At 36.8% G+C, this 18,467-nt stretch carries 17 protein-coding genes; 15 read left to right on the plus strand and 2 right to left on the minus strand.

Features of this window, described 5'->3' with window-relative positions; all coding sequences use genetic code 11:
• Window positions 1-164 precede the first annotated feature (164 nt).
• Window positions 165-689: a CBO0543 family protein gene (locus BC6307_RS07390; protein ID WP_066411138.1), complete on the minus strand. Its 525-nt coding sequence runs from the start codon at window positions 687-689 to the stop codon at window positions 165-167.
• 245 nt (window positions 690-934) lie between these two features.
• On the opposite strand from BC6307_RS07390, the gene BC6307_RS07395 reads away from it, so the two are divergent.
• The 11 genes from BC6307_RS07395 (at window position 935) to BC6307_RS25510 (ending at window position 9,407) form a co-directional block, all read left to right on the plus strand.
• Window positions 935-1,213, plus strand: a complete 279-nt coding sequence (locus BC6307_RS07395; protein ID WP_066411136.1) for a hypothetical protein — start codon at window positions 935-937, stop codon at window positions 1,211-1,213.
• Between the two features lie 106 nt (window positions 1,214-1,319).
• Window positions 1,320-1,691 carry an iron chaperone gene (locus BC6307_RS07400; RefSeq protein WP_066411133.1) on the plus strand — a complete coding sequence of 124 codons (372 nt, stop codon included), beginning with the start codon at window positions 1,320-1,322 and terminating at the stop codon, window positions 1,689-1,691.
• 336 nt (window positions 1,692-2,027) lie between these two features.
• Entirely contained in the window at window positions 2,028-3,002 is a 975-nt protein-coding gene (locus BC6307_RS07405) for an SIS domain-containing protein (protein ID WP_066411131.1), read from the plus strand.
• 39 nt (window positions 3,003-3,041) lie between these two features.
• Window positions 3,042-4,328, plus strand: coding sequence for an ABC transporter substrate-binding protein (locus BC6307_RS07410; RefSeq protein WP_066411130.1), 1,287 nt, complete (start codon window positions 3,042-3,044; stop codon window positions 4,326-4,328).
• Window positions 4,329-4,433: 105 nt separating this feature from the next.
• On the plus strand, window positions 4,434-5,294 hold the full coding sequence (locus BC6307_RS07415; protein ID WP_066411322.1) for a carbohydrate ABC transporter permease: 861 nt from the start codon (window positions 4,434-4,436) through the stop codon (window positions 5,292-5,294).
• A gap of 2 nt (window positions 5,295-5,296) precedes the next feature.
• Window positions 5,297-6,136 carry a carbohydrate ABC transporter permease gene (locus BC6307_RS07420; protein ID WP_066411129.1) on the plus strand — a complete coding sequence of 280 codons (840 nt, stop codon included), beginning with the start codon at window positions 5,297-5,299 and terminating at the stop codon, window positions 6,134-6,136.
• Window positions 6,137-6,160: 24 nt separating this feature from the next.
• Complete coding sequence (locus BC6307_RS07425; RefSeq protein WP_066411128.1) at window positions 6,161-6,979, plus strand: PfkB family carbohydrate kinase; 819 nt, start codon at window positions 6,161-6,163, stop codon at window positions 6,977-6,979.
• 91 nt (window positions 6,980-7,070) lie between these two features.
• Window positions 7,071-7,832, plus strand: coding sequence for a GntR family transcriptional regulator (locus tag BC6307_RS07430; RefSeq protein ID WP_066411127.1), 762 nt, complete (start codon window positions 7,071-7,073; stop codon window positions 7,830-7,832).
• 99 nt (window positions 7,833-7,931) lie between these two features.
• A complete protein-coding gene (locus BC6307_RS07435; RefSeq protein WP_066411125.1) occupies window positions 7,932-8,591 on the plus strand; it encodes an HAD family hydrolase in 660 nt (219 codons plus the stop codon).
• A 165-nt stretch (window positions 8,592-8,756) separates the two neighbouring features.
• Complete coding sequence (locus tag BC6307_RS25235) at window positions 8,757-8,840, plus strand: putative holin-like toxin (RefSeq protein WP_280522907.1); 84 nt, start codon at window positions 8,757-8,759, stop codon at window positions 8,838-8,840.
• Between the two features lie 435 nt (window positions 8,841-9,275).
• A complete protein-coding gene (locus tag BC6307_RS25510; protein ID WP_268874246.1) occupies window positions 9,276-9,407 on the plus strand; it encodes a hypothetical protein in 132 nt (43 codons plus the stop codon).
• A 162-nt stretch (window positions 9,408-9,569) separates the two neighbouring features.
• Here BC6307_RS25510 and BC6307_RS07440 read toward each other — a convergent pair whose 3' ends face one another.
• The gene (locus tag BC6307_RS07440) at window positions 9,570-11,033 is read right to left on the minus strand and encodes a transposase (RefSeq protein ID WP_244905127.1); all 1,464 of its coding nucleotides are present in this window, start codon (window positions 11,031-11,033) and stop codon (window positions 9,570-9,572) included.
• 344 nt (window positions 11,034-11,377) lie between these two features.
• Between BC6307_RS07440 and BC6307_RS07445 the strand changes: the two genes are divergently transcribed.
• From BC6307_RS07445 to BC6307_RS07460, 4 genes are all read left to right on the plus strand, one after another.
• Window positions 11,378-13,939 carry a S8 family serine peptidase gene (locus BC6307_RS07445; RefSeq protein ID WP_066416902.1) on the plus strand — a complete coding sequence of 854 codons (2,562 nt, stop codon included), beginning with the start codon at window positions 11,378-11,380 and terminating at the stop codon, window positions 13,937-13,939.
• A gap of 514 nt (window positions 13,940-14,453) precedes the next feature.
• Window positions 14,454-14,996, plus strand: a complete 543-nt coding sequence (locus tag BC6307_RS07450) for an RNA polymerase sigma factor (protein WP_066416904.1) — start codon at window positions 14,454-14,456, stop codon at window positions 14,994-14,996.
• Complete coding sequence (locus BC6307_RS07455) at window positions 14,980-15,657, plus strand: hypothetical protein (RefSeq protein ID WP_066416906.1); 678 nt, start codon at window positions 14,980-14,982, stop codon at window positions 15,655-15,657. Before BC6307_RS07450 ends, BC6307_RS07455 begins: the two co-directional genes overlap by 17 nt.
• A gap of 293 nt (window positions 15,658-15,950) precedes the next feature.
• Window positions 15,951-18,455, plus strand: a complete 2,505-nt coding sequence (locus tag BC6307_RS07460) for an FtsX-like permease family protein (RefSeq protein ID WP_157729278.1) — start codon at window positions 15,951-15,953, stop codon at window positions 18,453-18,455.
• Window positions 18,456-18,467 lie beyond the last annotated feature (12 nt).

Consider the following 18,467-nt stretch of genomic DNA (forward strand, 5'->3'; position numbering starts at 1 on the left):
GAGAACTTCGATTTTATAGAAGTTCTCTTTCCATTTTATTGTATTTTTTAAATAAAGCTCACCGTAATCATAGAATATTCGTTCTTGTTTATCAAATATAAACAACTAAATAAAAGAGCCAAAATAAAAAAGGAACGATCTCCAGTTATAAATGGAGCCGTCCTTTATTTGGTTAAATTATCTCCTTGAAAGAGAATCGGAAAGTAATCAAACACCCATAAATAAAAAACAATGAGAAAAAAAGAGAAGATAACTGCTTGTAACGGTCTTACTTGAGATAGTCTTAATATTGGGTACGTTGTTATGTAAAAAAAGAAGGTCCACGCAATGTTCCAGCCGTTTGAATAATTAAAATACCCCATCTTCGTAGCTATATATTCAATTACTACGGAAACGATAGACCATTTTAGCAAATAGATAAAAGGTTTTCTTTGAGGGAAAAATCCAATAAAAAGAATCGCCCAACAGGGGAAAATAATAAAACAATAGACCGTTTCAGTAATAAAGTAATTTACAATAGGCTTTTGGATAATCCATAACCATCTATCCTTGCTATAACAAAGGAAATGGTAATAAAGATTGAATAAGGCAAAAAATAGAGTAGGAACAAAAGCTTCTTGCCATTTGTTTAGTTTTTTAGAAAGAGCTAAACTAATTAACATTCCAAATGTTAATACAACATGAAACAAATGATCCACCTTTACCTTTTACGAAAAAAATTTTCAACCGTTTTTAGATTTTCCTATTTCCTTAAAAATATCCATTTTTTTCATAAATTTCACAAAGGATCAAGAATGTTTTGTTTATAATGTATAAATATTATTGATATTCTAAATTAAAATTATATAAAACCAGTGCCGTGTGAAGAAGGAATGGGTATACAAATGATGAATATAATATTGGAGCAAAAATCAAATGTGTTAGGAGTAAAAAAATGAAATCCATTAGTCGTTGGGTAATAGTAGCTATTTTAATTTTACTAGCCATTGCATTGCTGATCAAAGGGTTTAACTTGTTATCTGTTGGAAAAAATGTCGATGGTGATGGTATTGGAGTATATTTTTTATTTATGGAAATTAATGATAGAGTACCTGTAGAAAGCATTCCAGTTTATGCAATTGGATTTTTTATTTCAAGCATAGTTGCTTTTCTTCTTTCAGCAGTACTAGTAGGATTGGACTTGAAATCTAAGGAAAAAGACGTTTCTAGATAATAAAGAGCCTAAAGAAGCACCCAAGGCAAATAGTTTACTCTTTTAACAATTTTGTCTAAACTATTAGATAGTTATAGACTATGTATATTTTTCAGGAGGCAGCAACATGGAAGTTTTTAAAGAGTATTTAACGGGAATCGACCACCCAGACCACCGGGAACGAACGGAGGAAGTTTTGACGTGGATTACTAATACATTTCCGACTTTGGAAGGCCATATTAAATGGAATACGCCAATGTTTTCGGATCACGGTACATATATTATCGGCCTTTCGACAGCTAAGCATCATATGAGCATCTCACCTGAACGGGTAGGGATGGAGAAGTTTGCTGAGGAAATTAAAGAAGCTGGCTTCAGTTCTACGAAGGACCTGTTTCGTATTAAATGGAACGAGCCTGTAAATTACGAACTGCTGGAGAAAATGATTCAGTTTAATATCGAGGATAAAGCAGGGTATACGAAGTTTTGGCGGGAATAAAGAAACATCGAAAAGGAGCATTTTTATTAAATTAAAATGCTCCTTTTTTCTTTGCTCAAAACATTATAAAAACAGGAGAGTAGGTTCTTTTTAGAATCTGCTCTTTTTATTTTCCAAAAAAATATTTGTGAAATTTTATTATACACATATAGTAATCGAGGTGAAATTATCTCGTTATCTTCTATAGATAATTGGTTGTTTTAGTAGAATATCAATTTAACTAGTAGAAAAGACTTAATAAAGAGAATTTTCTAAAAACTCGTTGACAAGGCGTACCTTTCGTTTTAGTATAAAGATAATACATCATATGATGTTATACTTTTTGGAGGTGCCAAAATGAAAACTGAACATGTAAACCAAATTACGGAAGCTGTGAATGCAGTCAAAGCAATGGATGTAAAAAACTTTTATTTTGTAGCGTGCGGAGGTTCGATGGCTTCATTAGCTACAGGAGATTATTTCTTAAATCGTGAGCTTGATATTCCATCTAGAGTGTATACTTCCAACGAATTTGTTCATGTAGATCCAAAAGGTTTAGGGGAAAATAGTGTCGTTATTTTACGTTCTCACTCAGGAACTACACCAGAAACAGTAGAGGCGGCAAAGTTTGCTCGATCAAAAGGGGCCGTTACGATTGCGGTATCGATGGAAGTAGAATCACCGTTATGTCAGGCAGCGGAGTATGTTGTTCATTACAACTATAAAGACGGTTCCGACGCGATTGATGGGGAAACTGGAGTCTACTTTTCTCTCATTTTCGGCATTTTGAATGCGGTTTCACCGAATGAAAAGTATGACAGAGTATTAAAGCAATTAAGTCATTTAGAAAATCTATTTGAAACAAATAAGAAAAACACTTTTGATAGAGCATTTGAGTATGGGAAAGAAAATAAACGTGAAAAGATTATCTACACGATGGGAAGTGGGGCGTACTACCATCAGGCATACTCCTTTACGAGTTGCTTATTGATGGAAATGTTATGGATTCACTCTAATGCAATTCATTCCGGTGAATTTTTCCATGGACCGTTTGAAATTACAGATTTCGATGTACCGTTCTTAATTATTAAAGGCGATGGACCAACTAGACCTTTAGATGAAAGAGCGATTAACTTTGCTGAAAAGTTTAGCAATAAAGTAGAAGTGGTAGACGTGGCAGAGCTTGATTATACAGGTGTGGACGAGGATCTTCGCGAATACTTTGGTCCAGCAATTGCAGGTGTCGTGTTAAGACAATATGCGGACGGTCTTGCAGAACATACAGGTCATCCGTTATCCGTTCGTCGGTATATGTGGAAAATGGAATATTAAAAAAATAAAAAATCGATTGGAACGAAGGGGTGTAAGTTAATGAAAAGAACTTTTTCATTTGTAGTAATGGTACTATTTCTCTTTGCATCTTTAGTAGCGTGTTCATCGAGTGAATCCGGTTCTTCCAAAGGGGAGAATGGCGAGGATATTGTAGAAATTAACTTTTTTCATAGATGGCCGAATGAACCACGAAAGTCGTTCTATGATCAAAAAATTAAAGAGTATATGGAAGCAAATCCGAATGTCAAAATTAATGTTGATGCAGTATTAAATGATTCGTATAAAGAGAAAATTCGTGTTCTCGTTTCGAGCGATAATTTACCACATGTGTTTTCTTCTTGGTCTAACTCATTTGCAGAAAACCTTGTTTCCTCTAATAGAATTATGGATTTAAATAGTTTACTAGAAGAAGACAAGGAATGGTCAGGCAATATTATAGAATCTCAGTTTGAAGGATTCACGTTCGATGATGTTACGTACGGAGTACCATTTACTATCGATGGAAAAGTGTTCTTTTACAATAAAGAAATTTTTGAAAAACATAACTTACAAGCACCTTCTTCTTACGATGAATTTATTAAAGTGTTAGATTCATTGCAAGCTGCTGGATACGATACACCACTTGTGGAAGGGTTAACGAACGCTTGGGCAATCTCTCACTATATGGGGACGATTTTCCAACGAGTACTAGATCCAGGAGTAACGGCAGTTGATTATAATGCAAAAACTGGTGAATTTACGGACCCAGGTTATATTAAAGGGCTAGAAATTTTCGAGGAACTAACATCCTATATGGGGGATATTTCAACGGCAATCGATCATGAAACAGCTAGAAACATGTTCGGTAATGGAGAAATTCCAATCGTATACATGCAGTTCGCGGAAATTAAACTAGTAGAAAATATCGGTGGCGTTGATTTCGGATTCTTTAACTTCCCAGCAGTAGCAGGTGGAAAAGGAGATCCGGACGCGTTAACAGGTGCACCTGAAGGCTGGATGTTAAGTAAAGACGCTCCAAAAGAAGCGGTCGATTTCTTAAAGTTTTTAACTTCTAAAGAAACGGCGTACGAATTTACGAAAACGGATGGTCAGCTGAATGCGATTAAAGGTGGAGTGGATGAAGGGAATACTTCTCCTGCTAGTTTTGAAGCTTACGAGATTGTGTTAAGTGCTTCTTCCCCAGCTCCTTGGTTTGATAATGCCGTCAATATTAATATCGCAGACATCTTTATGAGAGGTGGTCAATCGTTAGCGACAGGCCAAACGACTCCTCAAGATATTATGAAAGATGTACAAGAAAGAGCAGCTCGATTGAAAAATGAGTAAACGTTATAAAGTATGTGTTGAGGCTCAGGTTATCCTGAGCCTTATAAAGAATATCGGACTATTCAGCAAGGGGTGAAGGAAGTGACTAGATATAGAAGTAGAATCATGTCTATCTTATTTTTATTACCGAGTGTTGTCATACTAGCTACATTTGTATTTATTCCTCTAATACAAAATTTCTACTACAGTCTCTACGACTTTTCTGTTTTTTCTCAAACGAAAACATGGGTTGGATTGGATAATTTTAAAGTTCTTTTAAGTGATAAAGTAGTACAAACTGCATTAGCAAACAATTTTAAATACGCCATTATATCCGTCTTCTTCCAAGTAGCCATTGCGCTCGTACTAGCCTATATTTTGGAGGACAAAATCTTTAGAAGAGTGGCACCGTTTTTCCGAGTCGTCTATTTCATGCCAGTTATGATCTCGATTTCCGTTATCGCTCTGTTATTCGGTTTTATTTATAATCCGCAAATGGGACTATTAAATAGTTTCTTAGATTTAATCGGACTAGGAGAATACGGAAAGCCGTGGTTAGGGAATTCGACGTCAGCAATTTACGCTGTGATCGCAATGTCACAGTGGCAAAGTATCGGTTTTATTATGGTGATTTTCATTGTTGCCATACAAAAAATCCCCAAGGAACTGTACGAAGCTGCCGAAATGGACGGAGCTGGGAAAGTACGTAGATTTTTCAGTGTAACGGTCCCACAAGTGAGAGAAGCGATATTTGTCAATACACTTATTACGATTACAGGGTCAATGCTCGTCTTTAATGAGCCGTACATTTTGACGAATGGTGGACCTGGATTTAGCTCGATTACAATGGCCGTTCATATGTATCAAGAAGGATTTGTGAAAGATAATATGGGATACGCCTCTACGTTAGCTATCGTCATTTTTATACTTACTGCGATACTAGCACTTATTCAAATTCGGTTATCCGGAACGGGAAAGGATGAGTGAACATGAAGCTTACTAAAAATAGGAAATTTGGAGTAGGTGAAACGATAACATTATTTGCACTAATAGCATTTGCTGTTATTATTCTTTACCCGTTATTATGGATGTTCATTTCCTCGATGAAAAGTTATGATGAAATATATAATAACGTATGGGGCTTTCCTGAAGTATGGAAATATGAAAACTATATCGAAGCATGGTCAAAAGGGATCTCTAGTTATTTTTTAAATAGTGTCATTGTGACGATTGCTACTATTTTTTCTGTGTTACTTTTCGGTTCAATGGCAGCTTTTTCACTCGCAAAATATCGTTCAAGATTAATCGATTTAGCGTTAATTTTTATCATTGCTGGGATGATGATTAACCCACAAGTAGCGCTTATTCCGCTGTTTAACATTTTAAGTGCTTTTGACATGATTAATACGAGATTGGCGCTAATTCTACCGTATATAGCGTTTCGATTACCGATTGCTATTCTTCTATTAAGGTCGTACTTTTTAAGTATACCGAAAGAGTTAGAAGAGTCTGCTGTTATTGACGGTTGTAGCGATTGGGGAATTTATACGAAAATTTATTTACCGATGGCAAGACCTATATTAATTACAACGATCGTATTGACAGCGTTTTTCGCTTGGAATGAGTTTTTATTTGCAACGATTTTTATTGATTCTGATGCACTAAAAACAATTCCTTCTGGACTGATGAACTTCCGGGATGCGCTTCGAACAGACTGGGGTGTTCTCCTCGCTGGAATGGTTATTTCTTCTATTCCGATGATTGTGCTGTTAATTATGCTTCAAAAATATTTAGTAAGAGGATTATCAGAAGGATCTGTAAAAGGGTAAGAGATAGAGAGAGGGGTATAAAAGATGAAAATTATTGCAATCGGAGATAATGTTGTAGATTGTTATTTAGATCAAGGAAAATATTATCCAGGTGGGAATTGCGTAAACGTATTAGTAAATTGTAAACGTTCTGGTGCAGAGGAAACGAGTTATATCGGCAACTTCGCAACAGACGATAAAGCGCAACATTTGAAGTATGCACTAACAGAAGAGGGAGTCGCGTTTGATAGAACAAGAGTAGTCGAAGGAATTAGTGGTCAACCGAAAGTGAACTTAACGGAAGACGGAGACCGAGTTTTCGTAGGTGGACCTAAAAATACCGTTCAACATAAGGTGAAAATTAAGTTGTTAGCGGAAGAGTTAGAGTATGTAAGGCAGTTTGATGTTTGTCATTCTAGCTGTTATTCATCCTTAGAAGAGGAGCTCCCTCTTATTGCGGAGCAAACAAAGGTGTCGTTTGATTTTTCTACTAGATTAGAAGAGGCTTATTTAGAAAAAGTATGTCCGCACATTTCTTTTGGTTTCTTTTCTGCTTCTGATTTATCGGAGGAACAGTTAGAAGATTTCATTACGAAAGTAGAAAAATATGATTTAGAGGTAGCTGGGTTTACGAGAGGATCAAAACCTGCACTATTTCTATATAAAGGTGAACGTTATTACCAAGAGCCGGTTGAAACGAATGTTGTGGACACAATGGGAGCTGGAGATAGTTTTATAGCTGGTTTTCTAACAGCATTTCTTAATGGAGAAGAGATAAAGGACGCGCTCCATTTTGCGGCAGAACGAGCAAGTGAAACATGTACGTTTTATGGTGGCTGGGGATATCCGAAAGAAATAGAGTGAATAATCATTCATATTTTTCGAAATTTAAGGTTTTTCTGCAAATAATTCTGTATAATTATAGGAGAAAATACCACGAAGTTGAGGTACGGTTATGAAGAAAAAAATAGAGAATGCAGTGAAACCTGGATTTTTGTACGAACAAGTGATGATAAATATTAAAGAAATGATAAAGTCTGGTCAATTTCCACCTAATGAGAAATTACCAAATGAGAATGAGCTATGTGAAATTTTTGAGACTAGTAGAATTACCATTCGAAGAGCGTTAAAGGAGCTCGAAAATGAAGGAGTAATTGAGATCCTACACGGGAAAGGTACGTTCGTCAAAAACACGAAGCAGCAAATCCATATGCTAGATTTAAATGGGTTTACGAACGGAAAGTGGTTAGGGAAAACGACGATTACGAAAAAAACACTTTCTAAAACGGTGGAAGAGGCTGATGAACAGCTAATGAAATTGTTTCAGCGTGAAGAACCGTTTGAAGTATTAAAGCTTGTCCGTCTAATCAAGGATACGAATAGTGCGTTTAGTGTTGATTATTCCTATTTTCCGTTAGATCTTTACCCAGGAATTCAAGACAAAATGGAAGAGAACGTTTCTACATTCCAAATTGTGAAAAATGAGTATGGAGTCCAGTTCAAGTGTGCGAAGAAAGAACTCGAATTTTTACACCCTTCACAAGAAATTAGTGAATTGCTAGAAGTTTCTCGGATGGAACCTGTTATTCAAATTGGCAAAGTAATTATCGATGTGAACAATATACCTGTCCATTATTCTTTATATTACTTATTGGCTAGTAAGGTGAAATTTAATATTGATGTTGATATGGAAGACGATTCTAATCAAGAGTTTTAACTGGCAAGTACCCCTAATCATCGAAAAGGGGTTATTTGTCTTGAAGTGGACGGCCAAGACAGGTGAATAACCGGTATTAAAAATAGGAGGGAATAGCATATGATAAAGGCGATTATTTTTGATTTTGACGGATTAATCATCGATACAGAGTATGCTTGGTATGAAAGTTTCTGTGAAGTATTAGGTAAAACTGATCGTGACATTCCAGTAGCTGAATATGGGACGTACATCGGGACAGACGGACCTGAGATTTTTCATTTCCTCTTGGAAAAATCGGGCGTAAATATATCAATAGATGATTTAAGGGAAAAGGCTAGAGCGCTACATAAGACTAAATTAGGGACACCTGTAGCTCGAGAAGGAGTAGAAGATTTTCTTCAAGCTGCTAAAGAGCGACGGTTGAAAATTGGCTTGGCGTCAAGCTCGGACCGCAAGTGGGTTACACATTTTTTAGAGGAGCTTCAATTGTTACATTACTTCGATGTTATTCAAACGAAGGATGATGTGGAAAAAGTAAAGCCTGATCCAGCACTATACAATAATGTTATTCAACATTTTAATATTCTTCCATCAGAAGCAATTGCCTTCGAAGATTCTCCTAATGGCACAAAAGCCGCTATTGCAGCAGGATTGAACTGTGTGATCGTACCAAACAGAGTGACAGAAAGCAGTCAATTTGAAAACCATCATTTTCGAATAAACGGTATGCATAAAAGTAGTTTAGGTGAAATTATTGAAATGATTGAAGGGATAGTTTAGTGATTAGAGAGTGGTTGACGCGAAGTTTTTTCTATTAATGACCTATTATTTTTACCAATCAATAGAACAGGCGTTCTGTTTTATGCTATAATAGTTTCGCAATAGTCCGTTAGGGAAACTCAAGGGTGGTCGGCATTACCCCATCGAAAGGGGGTGGTGCTTATGATGACGACATTTCAAACGTTAGCGCTAATGATTTCATTTGCCGGTTTGATCGTGTCCATCATCTCGTATGTAGACAGAAAATAACCCACCCTTGAGCTTGACGGCAAAGTGAGTGGGTTCGCTTCCAAAAGCCGCCCCCTTGAAGGGACCTGCGACTATTGAACGACCAAATAGTGTTCCAGCACTGTTTGGTCTTTTTTACTTTATGCAGTATTAACAATAGTATAACTAATTTTTAATGAGTTGAAAAGGTGGAACCATCCTTTTGACCTAGGGCTTGTGGTTGTATTCAATTAAAATCCAGTTTGTGACCGGAGTTGCGAAAAAAATTCTGTTAGGAACATATTTCTAAGCAAAAACTATTTACAGTTAATAATCTAATTTGTTATCTTATAAAGAATAAATATTCTTATGAGGAAACAAAATATCGGGATATTTTCTCTTTTTTTCCTCTTTTAGTTTTCAAATATGAATAATATTTTTTTAGTTAAATAAAAAACTTCTTTGGAGGAAACGTAAATGAAAAATCAACAAGGTATTAGTGCATTATTATTAAGAGTAGTGTTAGGCATTATTATTATTGGTCATGGAACAGTAAAATTCCAAGGTGGGATTACTGATACTGCCACACCTAAAGGAGTGGGGTTCTAATTTACTTATATACTTCTCCAATGCTCTCACCGGAAGAATAATTAGTCTTCTAGTTACAACACAAAGGAACTCATATATGTTCAATTAGACTTTTACAACCAAAGAAACCTCTGTTTCTATTAGCGGTTGTTTCGGCTCATATCTAAACCGATAATAAGTTTTTTATATATCCATTCTAACGGAGGATTTTTCTTTCGTTTTCATCCTTGTTATTTCTAAGTCGTGCATTTTTCTAAATTTATGGAAGTGTTGTTCACACAGATCTCTATCTATTTCATCCAAGCTTTCCTTGCAGTTCATTAATAGAAAAGCTGAATATAAATCTCGTTGTATTTTACAGAAACCAAAGTTGTTCCATCTTTCGTGAAGTTTTTTCTTTTCATATGTATTAGTGAAATGATTATATTGACTTGCTTTTGTAAGTGTTGTATTTACTTTATTTAATCTTAAGCCTTTGTATTTAAGTTTGCGTTCTATAATCCTTAGTAACATCGCAGGTGCTCGATTGCTGATCGTTCTTCCGAACCTTTTCTTTTTATTGAATTTGCCTTTTTCATTCACCGTTGTTTCTTTCGCTCTTCTTTGAAGTCCCTTAAAACTCATGGTTTCGACAAATACAACGTCACCTAAAGCAATGATGGAGTTAGCTAGCGTTTCATGATCCTGTTTTCTTTTAGCTCTATTCAGCCTCTGCAACTCTTTTAATTGGCTCTTTTTTCTCATATATCGTTTTGAAAAGAGCCATTTGTCTTTATTGCTAGTATCAATCGTGCCGTCTTTTTTATATTTTAATGGATTGCTTGCTCTTTTACTTCTGTCCATACTTCTTTGGATAATCCTTATCTGTTTATCTAAATCAATAACACTAGGCGCAAGCTCCGTCAGCATAACTTTTGTTTCAGAACAGACTGCCACAGTAGAAGTCCCTATATCAATACCTACTCTTTTCTGAGTAGAACTATTATTTTTCATCCCTTTGGTATTGTACTTTTTCGGAGGCGTTCCTTCGAGTACTAATTGAGCGTAGTATACATATTTATTCTTAATCCATTCTCTTTTAATTCTAACAAATTTTATTTTGTCTTCTAGCGCAAGGTGGGCATAGTCGTCTTTCTTTTTAACGATTGTTCTAAGAACTAGACCGTTCCAAAATATATTGCCATCCTTGTATCTGATACCTGTTGAATTAGACTTCCCTTCGACGGAATACATTTCGCCGCACTTCTTGAAATGCACTTTCTTCCCTTGTTTGTACATTAATTTTTCAAAAGCTTTGAAAGCTCTTGTGGCAATTTTTTGGCTGGTAAATGAATCTATATTCTTTTTAAATTCATGTTGCATCGGTTTCACAAACTCATGAAGCGAATACTCGGCTAATCCAAACTCCTTATTCAACTCTGAAAATAGCTTATTTCGCTTTTTTCCCTTCTCCATCTTACAAACAACTCGATACTTTTTTGATTGTTTTAAAGCTGTATATCTTTTAAGTAATTCTCTTAAGCATGCATTATACATGCCCCTGGATAACTCGAATCGCTTAGATAATTTATGCTCTTGGTGTATTTCAGTTTTTATTCTTAACGTTAGAACATAGCTTGGAGTTTTAGATTTAGCCAACGCACTCACCTCCTATAGATATATTTTACCATACAGGAACGCATGTTCGCAACAAAAAATCGAACACTTGATATGTCCGAAGACATACCTTGTTCGACATCGCTTTCATCCCACACCAAAAGAAGTGGGCTTTCCCGTTCTGGGGTGGACAGAGGGACGGGTTCCTTTTTTTGGTAGAAAACAGACTTGCCAACTAGTAATTATATGTAGTCGCATATATACATAAGACTAGTCCTTCTATATCCTTTGGGTTATTTTAAAAATAAGCCTTATTTCCCTTCTTTTTTCTTGGTACCATTTAATTGTTAGAATGTTCTACACATTATGAAAAATGGTGTTAAGGGGGAAAGGTAATGAGAGTAAAAAGGTATAGTTTGACGGCAATAATTTTAACATTTCTTCTCGTATTTACTAGTATGCCAGTATCCGCATTAACAGGGACAGTTAATTCGTTGACTAATAAGTTAGCTTCCGCGTTTAGTGATTTACCATTAAACACGCAAGTCGAAACGGTGGTAGATCCTCTGCTGACAAAGGCGTTAAAATCGGCAAGCGAAGTGGAGGTTATTGTGACGTTTTGGGGAGACGAAGCACCAACAGCGCGCCATAATGAATTGTTAGGCAAGCTTGGGATTAAGAAAGGTGTTTCGTTTCAATCTCTACCAATTGCAGGGGTTATTGCAACTCCCACACAAGTGTCGGAATTAGCTGCTCTACCTCAAGTTCGTTCGCTCTATTTCAACGAGAAACTAGAATATGAAAACTATGATGCAACAAATCTAACAGGTGCACGCAAAGTGCAAACAGAGGATGCGTTTAGAAAAGCAAACGGAGGCATGCCTGTTTCAGGTAAAGGTGTAACCGTTTTAGTTAATGATAGTGGTATTGATGGAACGCACAAAGACTTAGAATATGGAAGAAAAACTATTCAAAATGTTTTAGGGACTACGAACCTTAATGCACAGACCAGTCTACTACCAATTACGTATACGGAAAATGTGCCAAACACAGATACTGCATCTCACGGTACACATGTTGCAGGTACGGTTGCAGGAAACGGTGTAATGTCTAGCGGCAAGCATGCTGGTGTTGCACCAGGAGCTAGTTTAGTAGGATATGGATCTGGAGCTGGAATATTTATTTTGGATACGTTAGGTGGATTTGATTATGCGTTAACACACCAGTATGAATATGATATTCGAGTTATCACGAACTCCTTCGGTAGTACGGGTGATGTTGGTTCTGATTTTGATCCAAGCCATCCTACAAACGTTGCTACAAAGAAATTATATGATCGAGGAATTGTCGTCGTATTTTCCGCAGGTAACTCTGGTCCAGCTGAAAGTACTATCACCGGTAACTTTAAAAAAGCTCCTTGGGTCATTACAGTCGCTGCTGGCGATAAAGCTGGAAATCTAGCTAGCTTCTCTTCTCGTGGTGTAGAAGGAAAAGGTGGAACGGTTGTAGTAGATGGACAAGAATTTACTTGGGAAGATCGCCCGACAGTTACGGCTCCAGGGGTAGATATTATTTCTACACGTGCAGTAGATGCATTAACTCCGTTAGGTGCCCAAAAAGATGCAGAATTAATTGAAACAGCTCATTTACCATACTATACTACGGCTAGTGGTACATCGATGGCTGCTCCGCATGTAGCTGGAATTGTTGCGCTAATGCTAGATGCAAACCCTAATTTAAGTCCAGATGAAGTGAAAGCAATTCTACAGCAAACAGCAACAAATATTCCTGGGAAAGCTTCGTGGGAAGTAGGAGCTGGATATGTGAATGCTTTTGCAGCGGTCGATGTAGCATTTAACGGTCGTGAATACGGTAAAACGTTAAATGTTAATCAAACGTTCAACAGTAGCATAGATTTAGATGTGAAGAGACAGGATATTTCGATTCCGTACGACCCAGCAACAAATGGGAGTATACCATTTGAAGTGAAGGAAGGCTTAACGGAAATCGGTGTAACCGTTTATGGTCAAGGCTTTGCTGGAAGTGGTAACCCAATTAACTTAGTATTAATTGACCCAACTGGGAAAGAGTATAGCTCTGGTATTTCCTTACTTTTTGCACTTTATTACGATAGAACGGTCATTGTCCCATCCCCGGTAGCTGGAACATGGACGATTGAAATACGTGGATTACGTGGTGATACGGTAAATCCAATCGGAATAGCGTTACCTGAAACGGTCAATGGCGTAGTCACGACAAGAGAGTCCAAAGGTTACACAGGCTTAAACGATATTGCTGGCCACCGCTACCAAGACTCTATTATTATGGCCGTTCATAATAGACTAGTAGACGGGAACAAAGATGGGAACTATCAACCAGATGCAGCAGTATCACGTGGAGAGCTTGCAAAATTATTAGTAATGGGTATGGGGATTCGTCAAAGTTTACCAGTGGACGGTTCTCAATCGTTCCAAGATTTAAAAAATTCGGCGCTGCTTTCCTTTGCGGAATCTGTATCTGCTAGAGGGGGAGCATTAAAAGACCCCTCTATCCAACAACAACCTGTTATGTTAACGGATGGATCTAAGTTCTCTGCGAACAAGGAAGTAACAAGAGAAGAAGTTGCATATTCTTTAGTCCAAAGCTTAGGATTAGAAAACGAAGCGAATGCTAGAAGTGTAAAATTAGAATCAGAGCCGTTCGTTGTATACTATGGCGATCAAAAAATTGTTATTGAAGATAGTGCATCTTTCACACCAAATTTAAGAGGATACGTGCAACTTGCATTCGAACTAAACATCCTTTCGGCAGAAGATTATTTTGCCGACAATATGGAATATAAGTTAAAAGACGGAGAAGTAAACTTTTATGCGAAATTCGAGCCTGCAAAAGCCGTCACCCGCGCTGAGTACGCAGCATTTGCGAATAGAACATACAACGTATATATAAGCAACTAATGTGGACGGATGGGTGGATGCCGAGTCGAGTATGGTAATTACCAAGATGGCATAGATAGGGGGTTACCCTTATAAAAGCCTCCGCTTGAAGAAAACTGGCCAAATAGTGTTCCAGCACTGTTTGGTCTTTTTTGCTTTATGTAGTACTAAGATTAATATAAACAAACTACATAGAGTTGAAAAGATTTACATTTTTGGGTCCAAACACCGGTAGCTGGAACTATGATTATGGTACAATTGTTGGACTGATGTTCAGTTGGCGTAAAAGCGAGTTCAGTTGGCCGAAAAAGTGACAGTGTTGGCGTAAAAGCGAGTTCAGTTGGCCGAAAAAGCGGCTCGGTTGGGCAAAAAACAAGAGAGGTTAGCCCGAGAAGTAAACTTTCATAAAAAAATTAGGGCGACCTCAACCTGCATCGCCTTTTTTATATGAAAATAAAAAGTTTACAAAAAGTTGTAACCGATTCCCTACTCATACGACTATAAATTACTACAAATATAGAAGGAGGGAAAATGATTGAATGAAAAACAAAAAGAATCCTTCATTAGAGACGTTTATCATCCATACCACCAAGATGTATACCATTACTGTCTTTATTTTGTAAACAATGTGGAAGATGCTCAAGATTTAACGCAAGATATTTTTGTGAAGGCGTTGAAAAGTATAAGTACCTTCAAAGGTGATTCCAGTGTTCGAACGTGGATTATGTCTATAGCAAAAAATACTACGGTTGATTTTTACCGAAAGAAAAAAATACGTCGGCTTCTTCCATTTAAATGGACAAACGAGAAATCTACATTTGTGCCTTCACCTGAATTTAATGTAGAAAGAAACGTAGATTGGAAGGTAATCCAAGAGGCATTAAACTCTCTGAAAAACGATTATCGACAAGTTATTATTCTTAGAGGATTGAAAGAATTCTCGACTAAAGAAACAGCCGAAATACTAGGGTGGAGTGAATCGAAAGTAAAGGTGAATTATCATCGAGCATTGAAAAAAATAAGCAGCTACATTTCTACTGATGAGGAAGGAGTAGTGATGTATGATAAATCGAAATAAAAGAGATGTTCTTACTCCTTTAAAGAAAAGACCAGACTTAAATATGGATGATCAAACGACAGCGAAAATAGAAAATGTTTTAAGAAACACGGATGTGAAAAGCAAAAATGTTTTGTTTAGATTGCCAAAAACAGTACTTTTTGTCCCACCTATTTTAATAGCCTTGTTCCTGTTACTTAATAGTATTTTTTCTACTGAAAACCATTCAGCTATTTCTGGAGAAAATGCAAGTGAGACGTTGCAAACACCGTTCTATTTTGGGAACTTTTTGTATATCTTTGGACTTATTTTATTTATGGTTGGGATTGGCTTTATCGGTGCTGGACTATTTTTTCTTTTTGTAAAAATGGAAAGAAAGCAAGGAGTGGTATCATTACTAATCGGATTAAGTATCGTCATAGGTGCTATGATGCTATACGAAAACCGCCCTTCCTACAAAGGGGAAGCACTTATCGTGGTGGAAAACGTTTCCGTATACGAGCATATGGGGCTAAACAGATGTACGGTAACTGCGGAAGAGACAGGAATAGAATATCATTTTGATAGTGAGTTCGAAAATACAGCAAACGATTTTTGTAATGCGTTTGAAATCGGTCAGGAATACAAAATTCAATATGAGATGGTAAAGGCTGAGTATAAACTGATTGGGAAACTAGATTAGTGAAGATTACATCGATTTGAAGGTATCATGGAAGGAATTTCAACAGGCAGAGACTTACCTCCGCCTGTTTTTTTGTGGGCAAAGGTCCCTTGTTCGTATGCTGGCGTACTTGATAAATTTTTCAAATATTTAAAAAAATAGTGATGTGATTCATAAAATTAAGTATAATTAACAACGGATGGGAAAATTATACTGCTTTCCTTCATATATATTTAATAGTTTTTAAGCTTGTCCAAAAAGGAGGATTTACCTTGCTCCACTATTTAAAAGCCTCATTCTATGAGAGATGGAAAATGTTTGTTGTAGTTATTCTTATTTTATTATTAATAGGAACTGGATTTATCGGGTCGCTTGCCGTAACGGATCGGATGAACTTGCAAGCACGAACCGATTTAGAAGCAAATTGGAGATACCACTATGACATTCTAGTTCTCCCTGAGGAAGTAAAAGGTAACAATGTTCTAGGAGATGGATGGGTGCCACCTCAGTCCAGTATAGCTGGGTACGGGGGAATCACCATAGAAGATTTAGAGATCATTAGACAAATTCCAGGAGTGAAGATTGCGGCCCCAATTGCAAAAGTTGGTTACCATCAAGGTGATTATCTTAATGTAGTTGCTAAGGATGCCGAACCTGGTGAATTTTATGAGGTAAATGTTCAAAAAATGGCTAATGACGGAATTAACGACTATATCATTCAGGACTCACATTATATAACTAACTACTATTCTCCAGAGTTTGAAGAATCTCTTCTCTATCAAAAATTTAATCAGGAGAGGAATTTACCAGAATGGTACCAGATTCGAATACCTCCGACAGAACTGCTTCGTTATCCAAATGAGCTACTAGTTGTAGCCATTGATCCTGAAGCTGAAGAGCAATTATTTTCCTTTCATGATAGTACTGAGGAAGGTTTAAGTGTCTTAAAGAGTGTTAACAACAGTGGTATTATGCCCGAGGTTTCCTTTCTTGCCTTGAATAGCCAATTGTATGATTATCGCGAGTCTATTTCCATTAAGCGATTTGAAACACCAGATGAAGTAACGGAAGCCGACCTCCAGAACGGTGTAGATGCTTACTTGCAATCACTTCCGCAAACAGAAATTGTTTCCCTTGAATTAGAGACACTATCCCCAGAGTGGCGCAATGTTAACGGGGTGTTACATGTCAGTAAAGATGAAATTACAAAGGAGCTTTATTCATATGGCGCAACATTATCAAGCTTCTATAAATATGGGCAACTCTCCTATGAAATAATTACGCAAGAAGAAAACAGTATACCGACTGTTTTTGCTAAACAATTTAATCCTCCCTCGATAGCAGAATTCTCAATCGACTTTCCTAGTTATCGTCAAAAATATGGAGAGGATCATGATAGCTTAGTTGCTGCTAATATTGTAGGTTTTTATGATGCTACAAAAGTTCAATCTAATTTTAATCCTGTCTGGAAGGAAGGAGAACCGTTAGATATTTATACGCCTCATCATAGTGTAGCTTTTATGGACGGGGCAGGGGAGTCGCTAAATCCGACGCAACTTAAGCCACTTCCTTTAAAATATGCTTACTATACAGGAGCACCCGATTTACTAACTTCTTTAAGTGCATTAAGGCTCTATTATAAAGATGATCCCCCATTGTCATCTATTCGTGTATTGGTGGATGGCGTCGAGAAACGTACTGAGGAAAGTCAAAGGATCATTGAACAAGTTGCTACCGAAATTATCGATAAAACAGGTCACCATGTTGAAATAATGCTTGGGTCTGTTGGTGAAAAAATTCATGTGCATTTGGAAGGAACAGGTGCAAATGAAGTTGGGGTAGTAGAGGAAGTTTGGCAGAGACAAGGAGTAAGCTGGAGCATCGAGCAACGGTTAGATGAAGCGAATAAATGGCTCTTTCTTTATTTGTTTTTAATTGGCTTCGTCTTTATTTACACGGTTATCACTCATAGTTTGTTAAAGCGTTCAGTTGAATTTTCAATACTACGTTCGTTCGGATGGTCAAGAAAAAGAATCCTTTTACTTTTATGTCTTGAAATAACAATTCTTGCAACGGTTTCAACTAGTTTTATGTTTTTAGTGAATCTTTATATGGACATTCTATCTACGCAATTTTTCTTTCTGATTTGGATTGCTTTTTTCCTTATGATTGGGCTCGGCTATTGGTCTGGGAGTAGTAAATCTATAAAAAACTCACCACGTTATGGATTAGCTGGAGAAGTAATGAGTCAGAAATCACGTTCATTGTTACCGATTAGAGGCTTAGGTTCATACGTTTTGCACCAAATGGTAAGAAAGCCACTGCGGTTCGGCCTTCTAGTAGGTACAATTGGACTTACTTTATATGTTGGCGTTTTATATTTGGCAGCCCAAAGTAGTATGGAACAATTTTTATTTTTAAGTGTGTTAGGAGAAGCAATTAATCTTCATATGGCACCTTATCAAAAGCTATTTCTTATCGGTGGTCTCATCTTGACAATTTTATGTGTGTTCTTCCTTTTATTTTTGAATGTGACAGATCGGAAAAAAGAACTATTAATTATGCGTTCAATCGGATGGTCTTTAACTCGAATTCAGCTATTTTTATGCTTGGAAGTTGCACTCATTGGATTAATAGGTTCTCTTCTAGGTGTTGGGGGTGCGGTAGTGACCATTGTAGCTTTTACAACTATGTCTGTTCCTGTCTCGATAGCGCTTTACGCAAGTTTTGTTACACTGTTTTTACTACTATTTTCCATCATCATCCTTACAGGGACAATATCATTGAGAGGGATGGTGCGCGACCAACATGCAGCATAAAAGGGAGGGAAT

It is taken from the genome of Sutcliffiella cohnii, from assembly GCF_002250055.1.
Taxonomy (GTDB): Bacteria; Bacillota; Bacilli; order Bacillales; family Bacillaceae_I; genus Sutcliffiella; species Sutcliffiella cohnii.